Annotated in this window: 7 protein-coding genes and 1 tRNA gene; 3 read left to right on the forward strand and 5 right to left on the reverse strand. The window is 64.7% G+C overall.

Going from position 1 to position 7397, the window contains the following annotated elements:
* Position 1 precedes the first annotated feature (1 nt).
* Genes L21_RS06955 through L21_RS06965 form a run of 3 tightly spaced genes read right to left on the reverse strand, consistent with a single transcriptional unit; the run spans position 2 to position 1968 of the window.
* The gene (locus L21_RS06955) at positions 2-289 is read right to left on the reverse strand and encodes a KEOPS complex subunit Pcc1 (protein ID WP_074369766.1); all 288 of its coding nucleotides are present in this window, start codon (positions 287-289) and stop codon (positions 2-4) included.
* Entirely contained in the window at positions 286-1503 is a 1218-nt protein-coding gene (locus L21_RS06960; protein WP_074369767.1) for a DHH family phosphoesterase, read from the reverse strand. The genes L21_RS06955 and L21_RS06960 overlap by 4 nt, the downstream gene beginning before the upstream one ends.
* Before the next feature lie 6 nt (positions 1504-1509).
* The gene (locus L21_RS06965; protein ID WP_074369768.1) at positions 1510-1968 is read right to left on the reverse strand and encodes a 30S ribosomal protein S15; all 459 of its coding nucleotides are present in this window, start codon (positions 1966-1968) and stop codon (positions 1510-1512) included.
* Positions 1969-2215: 247 nt separating this feature from the next.
* Between L21_RS06965 and L21_RS06970 the strand changes: the two genes are divergently transcribed.
* On the forward strand, positions 2216-4414 hold the full coding sequence (locus L21_RS06970) for a PAS domain S-box protein (protein ID WP_074369769.1): 2199 nt from the start codon (positions 2216-2218) through the stop codon (positions 4412-4414).
* A gap of 44 nt (positions 4415-4458) precedes the next feature.
* Positions 4459-4529 (forward strand) — tRNA-Gly (locus tag L21_RS06975).
* Positions 4530-4551: 22 nt separating this feature from the next.
* On the opposite strand, the gene L21_RS06980 is transcribed toward L21_RS06975, so the two are convergent.
* Positions 4552-5382: a transcriptional factor MsvR gene (locus L21_RS06980; RefSeq protein ID WP_074369770.1), complete on the reverse strand. Its 831-nt coding sequence runs from the start codon at positions 5380-5382 to the stop codon at positions 4552-4554.
* 81 nt (positions 5383-5463) lie between these two features.
* Here L21_RS06980 and L21_RS06985 point away from each other — a divergent pair, with 81 nt between their 5' ends.
* On the forward strand, positions 5464-6678 hold the full coding sequence (locus L21_RS06985) for an FprA family A-type flavoprotein (protein WP_074369772.1): 1215 nt from the start codon (positions 5464-5466) through the stop codon (positions 6676-6678).
* A 66-nt stretch (positions 6679-6744) separates the two neighbouring features.
* On the opposite strand, the gene L21_RS06990 is transcribed toward L21_RS06985, so the two are convergent.
* Positions 6745-7397: MFS transporter (locus tag L21_RS06990; RefSeq protein ID WP_143727231.1), on the reverse strand; the 653-nt coding region annotated here is incomplete at its 5' end.

A 7397-nucleotide genomic window follows, 5' to 3' on the forward strand; every position in this document is an offset into this window, starting at 1 on the left:
ATTATCGATTTTTCAGTCCATTTGATCCTGATTCCACTCCGGAGCTCCCTGACCCGCTCTGCCGCCGCGTTGAGGCGGCGGTGCACACGTCCTCCGCTATCGCCAGGTTCATGAGGTAGTCGTCCACCGAGGCGATGATCGACCGGAGTCTGGTTCCGTCGATCTCGGCCCGCACTCCGCCCTCGATCGGGACTGTCCTGATCAGGGTGAGGTTGTCGGGTTCGAGTGCCGCGGCCACGCAGCCGGGGAGGCTGTGCGGCGTCTCGATGGCGCCCTCGATCCGGATCATGCGGGAACCGCCTCCAGGAGTGCCTGCCTGAACCGGTCGGCCTGGTCGGCGCCGATCCGGGCTCCGGCTCTCAAGCGGTGTCCGCCGCCCCGGCCGCCGCACGCCTCCGCGATCGTTCGCATCAGCGCCTCGAGGTCGAGGTCGATGCCCGGCGGACAGCGTGCCGAGACGGAGCAGTGGTCGCCGCTGATGCCGATGACGAAGACGGGGCCGGTCTGGACGAAGTCGTTTGCGAGCGCGTCCGCGACGTCGCTTGCAACTCCTCCGTCGTCCACCGCAAAGATGGCGACGCGCTCGTCGAGGCGGCGTGCCCCGCGGATGCCGGCGACGACCGCCTGCCGGTAGCGGGCGGTGATCTCCCAGGCTTCCTGGAGCGCGTGGCTCGAACGAAGGCAGAGCGATGCGCCGATGTCCCCGTTCCCGGCTTTGCCGCAGGCGTCGACGACGGCGGCGAGATTCAGGGCCTCGTCGATTACTTCCCGGCCGAGGCTGTAGGTGGTGCCCCAGACCCCGCAGAGTGCGGAGACCGAGGCGTTCGGGGCGGTGGTGAGGACGAGCCGGGTGAGGAGCGACTCGGTGTCCAAGTCGTCCTCGTCGGTGATCTCTGCAACCAGCGTTCGGGCGGCGTCGGGCTCGCCGGAGAACCCGTGGAGATAGGGGTCGACGGCGAGCGAGAGCTGCTCGGCGAGCCCTCGTCCCGGGAGGCGGAGGCCGCGGCGGGGCGTTATGAACCCGTTTGCGATGCCTTCGTTCACGATCTCCCTGTTCGGGCCGTCGAGCGGTTGGCCGTCCCCGATGATCCCGAGAAGCGCGAGCCCCGCGAGATCCCGGTTGTCTCCCATGCGCTGGGCGACGAGGTAGGCCGCGCCGGCCGCCGAGAGATCCCGGTCGCCGTCGATTCCGGCAAGGTGCGGGTTGACGTGATAGTCGCCCTCGAAGCGGGGCAGGTGGTGATCCACCACCATGACGTCGCCCGGGAGGTCCGTGAGTGCCGATCCGAAGTCGCAGAGCAGCACGCTGCCGTCGCCGGGGAGGTCGGCCGTGGCGATGCCGGGGCGGATCCTCAACCGGAACCGTCCGCCCTCGCGGAACATGGCGTGGCAGAGGATGGATGCGGCGGCTATACCGTCGGCATCGTGGTGCGCCAGCACCTCCACGAACTCCTGCTCGAGCAGGCGGTCGGCCAGGCTTGCAGCAGCGGCGTCAAGCGACATGGATCATCAGCGGGTGAGCAGGATCTCCGCGGTCTCCGGTTTGTAGGTCCAGCCTTCCGGCATCCGTCCGGACTTGACGTAGTACTTGACCAGTCTGCGCACCTTGGACTCGGCGATCTGCAGCTGCCGCACGTTGTGCACGTCTTTCTTGTTCTCCGCCAGGTGTTTCCTGATCCCGAGCGCTTTCTGCATCAGGTTCCGGAGATCCTCGGGGATCTCGGATTCAAGCCCCTTCTCGCGGAGGATCTCGCTTATGCGCTTGCCGGTAGCGAGCTTGATGTCGGGTACGGCGTACCGATCCCGCAGCACAAGGCCGATCTGGCTGGTCGACATGCCGTCTTTACGAAGATCGACGACGATCTTCTCGATCTCTGCTTTGTCCGTGTTGGACCACTCGGGTGCCTCTGTCCGGTAGGGCCGGACGGAACTGCTGGTTCCGCGACGCCGAGCGTACATTCTTGCCATTCATGCACCTCCGATAGATATACTATGTTAAGTCCAGAAAAGAGTCCTTTTACTGACTAATCTCTGTAATCCCGAGCCCTTGCGGGCAGTGCTTCCGGGAGCACGTCGGACTTACCATAGCCAGCACGTTATCGTGCTGCAGTATCGTTCGCTACAGGACACCTTAAGGATATCGGAGGCGCGCCCGGTTTCCCAGGAAATGCAATTCCTGGGGTTTTATCATGGTTTAGAGCGAATTCTATGTATAATGGGAGTTCATCCGGGCTACCATCTCGCGAATGCTTCCGCAAAGGAGCATCTGTTCACTTACGGGATCATCGTCTCCACCCTGCTTGCGTTCGCCATTACCGCATATTGCCTCTCTGCAGGGATATTTGTGGTCTGTTCCCACCTCTTCTACGTCCCGATCATACTTGCGTCCTATCGCTATCCCGACCGGGGCATCGCGTTCGCCGGTCTGCTTGCCGCCGGTTACCTCGCAGAGGTCATCATTTTCTCCCCGGGCAGCGGGTTCGAGGTCGTGAATGCCCTGCTCAGAACCGCGCTCTTCCTTGTCGTCGCCGCCGTCGTGTCGCAACTCTCTGCCCGCCTGCAGGCGCGGGAGAGCCGGTACCGGGGGATATTCGAGACGTCCGGTGCGGGGTTCTTCCTCTTCTCGCCCGCGACCGGGAAGATCGAGGAGATGAACTGCGGGTGCGCCGAGATGCTCGGGTATCCCCGGGACGCTGTCCTGCCCCCGGATGCGGCTGCGGTCTGGCCCGGGGCTCCGGGGGTGAACAGGATTGTGAACCTGGACTGCACCCTCATCGGACGGGACGGGAAAGCCTGCCCGGTTCTCCTCTCGGCGAACCTGCTCCCCGACCAGGATCTGGTCTGCGTGGCGGTCACCGGGACGGCAGAGCAGAAGCGCTCGGAGAACCGGCTCCGGCGTTCGGAGGAGACCTACCGGGTCATCCTCAACACCGCCGATGTCGGGGTTCTCCTCACCGACCCCGGGAGAAGGATCGTGGAGACGAATACGGCCGCGGTCCGGCTCTTCGGTGGGGCCGGTCCGGAAGACCTGGTCGGGCGGAACCCCGAAGACCTGATCGCAGCGGGATCTCGCGATGCTGCCCGGGTCTACCGGGAGCGTGTCCTCTCCGGGGAGACGCCTGCGCCGGCTGAGTGTGTCTTCTGCAGGCTTGACGGCAGTGAATGGCCCGGGGAGGTCTCGGCCACTCACCTCCCGAGGGACGGCGACGCTCCGGAGCGGCTGGTCCTCTCCATCCGGGACGTTACCGAACGGCATCGGGCGGCGAAGAGGATGCGGGAAGAGAACCGTCGCCTCTCGATCGTCAACGAGGTGGTCACCGCCGCGACTGCGCCCCGCCGTCTGGACAGCCTTCTTGGGGATTCGCTCGCGAAGATCGTCGACCTGCTCGAGTTCGACGAGGGGGCGGTCTACCTGGTGCGCCCCGGGAGCGATACGGCGGTTCTCCATGCCCGGGAAGGGACGGACCCGGTTCTGCCGCAGACGGTCCGCCTCGATGATCTCTTCTACGAGACTTCTGTCCCGGCAGGTGAGGTCTACTGCATCGAGGGTCTCCAGGAACGGTATCCCGGCTCCGGAATACGGGCACTTGTCATGGTGCCCATTCCCGGCGACGGCGGGCTGGTGGGATGGATCGCGCTCGGAAGCAGGGCACGCAAGACCGCCCCGGAGACCGAGCGCGACATTCTCCTCGATATCGGGAAGGAACTCGGCAATGTGGTCGTGAAGGGGATGCTCCACGAGGAACTGCAAACGGCGCTCTCGGAGGTCAATCTCTACGTGGATATCCTCACCCACGACATCAACAACGCGAATACGGCGGCGATGGGCTACCTGCAGATGTACCTCGAGTATGCTGCCGGGTCGGACGGGGCGATGGTCGAAAAGTCGCTTGCGGCCGTTCACCAGAGCAACGAGATCATCCGGAACGTATCGACGCTCCGCAGACTCAAGGCCGGTCCCGTGGAACTCGGCCCGGTCCCGCTTGGACCCGTGATCCGGGGGATCTGCAGTTACCATACGAGCGCCCGCATCGCCTGCAACGGAGTGGACGCAACGGTTCTCGCCGACGACCTCATCGGCGAGATCTTCACGAACCTTATCGGCAACGCCGTGAAGTTCGGGGGGCCGGACGTGGAGATCGTCATCAGCGTCCGGGAGGAAAGTGATGCGGTCCTGGTGACGGTTGCCGATACCGGTCCCGGGATCCCCGACGACCTCAAGTCGCGCATCTTTGGGCGCTACCAGCGCGGAGAGACGAGGAAGGGCGGGAAGGGTCTTGGCCTCTACATCGTCTGGATGCTCATCGAGCGCTACGGGGGGAGCATCCTCGTCGGCGACCGGATCCCCGGCCATCCCCTGGAGGGGGCGGCTTTCACGCTTACCCTGCCCCGTTACCGCCCGGCAACGGGGTGAGCCGAATATTTATCTGGTTTCGGGTCAACATGTACTGGTACCGTGCGATAGTAGTCTAATGGTAGGACAGGGGCTTCCCAAGCCTCTAGTCCGGGTTCGATCCCCGGCTATCGCATGACGTTTTTTCTTGTTGTTTGCTATTTCCCTTTCAGCATCCCTCTGCTGTCATACTGTTCTCCGCTGCCTTCGACGACGATCTCGAACCGGCAGTGATCGGACCCCATCGAGTAACACCGGGTCTCGACCGCTTCTGCCGGCCGGCCGTAGTGGCGGGAGAAGAGCGCCCGAAGGATGCCTGAGTCGAACGCGCACGCAGGCTTCCCCGTCACCGGCAGGTCGACGCATTCGAAGCAGTCGTAGACGAGGAGGACGAGTGGTTCCGTCTCCGCGACCTCGATCCTTCCCAGACGGTGCTCCTCCCAGAACCGGGTGATATTCGTGCAGAACACCCCCGTATCCGGGTCGGTAACCGCCAAATAGAGTTCCTCGCCGATCCGTTCACCGGCCCGGGTGAGGAGCGGATCGAGGAGGACTCCCTCCTGCATGAGCGCCACGCGGATCGTCCGGAACGCGAGCCGGTAGAACACGTTGGGGTCGCCCGACCCGGGCCGGTACATCCCGGCATAGGCGGCAAGGTCATCAGCCACCCGCTCCTCCGCCGAGACGCTTGCGACAAGGTCGCCGGTGAGGAAGAAGATCTTCCTCCGGGAGTCCTCCGGGTCGGGCCGCGACCCGATCACGCCCGCCGCCGCGAGGTCCTGGAGGTGCACCGAGACCGTCGATTTCGCCCGTCCCGCGAGGGCGACGAGTTCCTCGAACGTATATTCTCGCTCCCTGAGTGCTGCGAGGATCGTACGCCGCACCGGGTTCCCGACCGCCCGCGTCCCGCCCGGTGTCGAGTAGAGATCTATCTCGTGGTCCGGCCTCGGCCTGCCTGCCTTCCCCCTGCCGGCCCCCCTCTGTTCCATAGGTACACATCGAAAGGATGATATATCAATTGTTCGGATATATTGGAATGTTCGCATTTGTACGAACAAGGTGTGATGACAATGATGGCTACGGAACTTGCCCCCGGCGTCCACTGGGTCGGGGCAATAGACTGGAATCTCCGGGAGTACCATGGTTACACCCTCCCGGGAACGACCTACAACGCCTACCTCGTCCGGGGTGAGAAGACGGCGCTCATCGACGGCGCCTACCACGGTTTCGAGGGGGAGGTTCTCGGCCGCATCGGGTCCGTCTGCGACCCGGAGACGATCGACTACATCGTCGTGAACCACATTGAGATGGACCACTCCGGCACCCTGCCCGCGCTCGTGAAGAGGCTGCCCGACACCCCGATCTACTGCACGGAGCGGGCGAAGGCCGGTCTCGCCCGCCACTATGACACTACAGGCTGGAAGATCCGGGTCGTCAAGAGCGGCGATACCCTCGACCTCGGTGGAAAGACGCTCACCTTCCTCGAAGCGCCGATGCTCCACTGGCCCGACTCGATGTTCACCTACCTCGCGGAGGATGCCATCCTCTTCCCGAACGACGCGTTCGGACAGCACGTCGCAAGCGCCGCCCGATTCGACGACGAACTCGGGCACGACGCGGCGATGGCCCACGCGCAGAAGTTCTTTGCGAACCTGATCGTGCCGCTCGCGCCGAAGGTCCTGAAGAAACTCGACGAGGTCGGAGGTCTCGGGATCGATATCAGGATGATCGCCCCGAGCCACGGCATCATATGGCGTTCGCATGCCGGCGATATCCTCAAGGCCTACGTCGACTGGAGCCGGGGCGTTGCAAAGGATAAGGTCACGATCGTCTACGACACCATGCACGGCTCGACCACGATGATGGCGAAGGCGATCGCCGAGGGGGTCATGGCCGAGGGCGCCGATGTCCGGGTCTGCCTGCTGCGGGACGGGCGCTATGAAGGAACGCACAGGAGCGACATCGTCACGGAGGTGCTCGACTCGAAGGCGGTTCTCGTCGGGTCGCCGACACTCCAGGACGAGGTCCTCCCCACGGTGGCCGGGTTCCTCAGTTACCTCCGCGGGTTACGGCCGGGCCGCCTTACCGCAAAGAAGATCGGGTGCGCGTTCGGGTCGCACGGGGGCATGGGCGGCGCGGTCGCTCAGGCGGAAGAAGCCCTGAAGGCGGCCGGGATCGAGGTGTTCGACGGCGGGTTCCACGTGAACTACCGGCCGGACGCCGACGAGGTTGCCCGGGCGTATGAACTCGGCCGGACGGTGGCGCGGGAGATCCGCGCCCGGTAGTGCCGGGGTTCGCGCGCCATCCCCCAGCAATATTATGCCGGACAGATCGTCCCGCCACCTCTTTTTTCAGTCCGCCGGTGCGGCAAACCCGCGTCTCATCCAGGCGAATGCTGCGAGCGCCCCGACCTGCATCACGACCAGGAACCCGACGACGAGCGGGACGGCGACTGTGTAGGCCCACCCGATGACGGCGCTCCCGGCAAACCAGGCAGCCCCGTAGACGGTGTTGAATATCCCGTATGCCGTCCCGCGCTTGCTGATATGGGTGTAGTCGGCGACGGCGGCCCTGAGGATCGTCTCCTGCGCACCCATCGCCGCGCCCCAGAGCACCACGGCGGCAAGCGCGAGGGCGTAACTCGTCCCGAAGGCGAGGAAGGGGATGCCGATGGCAAGGAGCGGCACGGAGAGGAGGGTGACAAGCCCGAACCGGTCGTATGCCCGCCCGATCGTGAGGGCTGCGATGGCATCGACGCCCATGGCGACGGCGTAAAAGAACGGGATCTCTGCTTCTGAGACCATGCCGGTGACGGCGAAGTGGTAGGCGATGATCGGGAACGCCGCAAACCCTGCCATGGTGAGCGCGGTGAAGACGCCGTAGGGGAGCAGGGACCCCGGGAGGCTGGTTCCGTGGGAATCTGGGCCGCCAGCCTCAAGCGAAACCGGTTCAGGCGCCCGACGCCGGGCGAAGAGGAGGGCGAGGATCATCAGCGCGAACGGGA

The sequence above is a fragment of the Methanoculleus chikugoensis genome (genome assembly GCF_900095385.1).
Classification (GTDB): Archaea; Halobacteriota; Methanomicrobia; order Methanomicrobiales; family Methanoculleaceae; genus Methanoculleus; species Methanoculleus chikugoensis_A.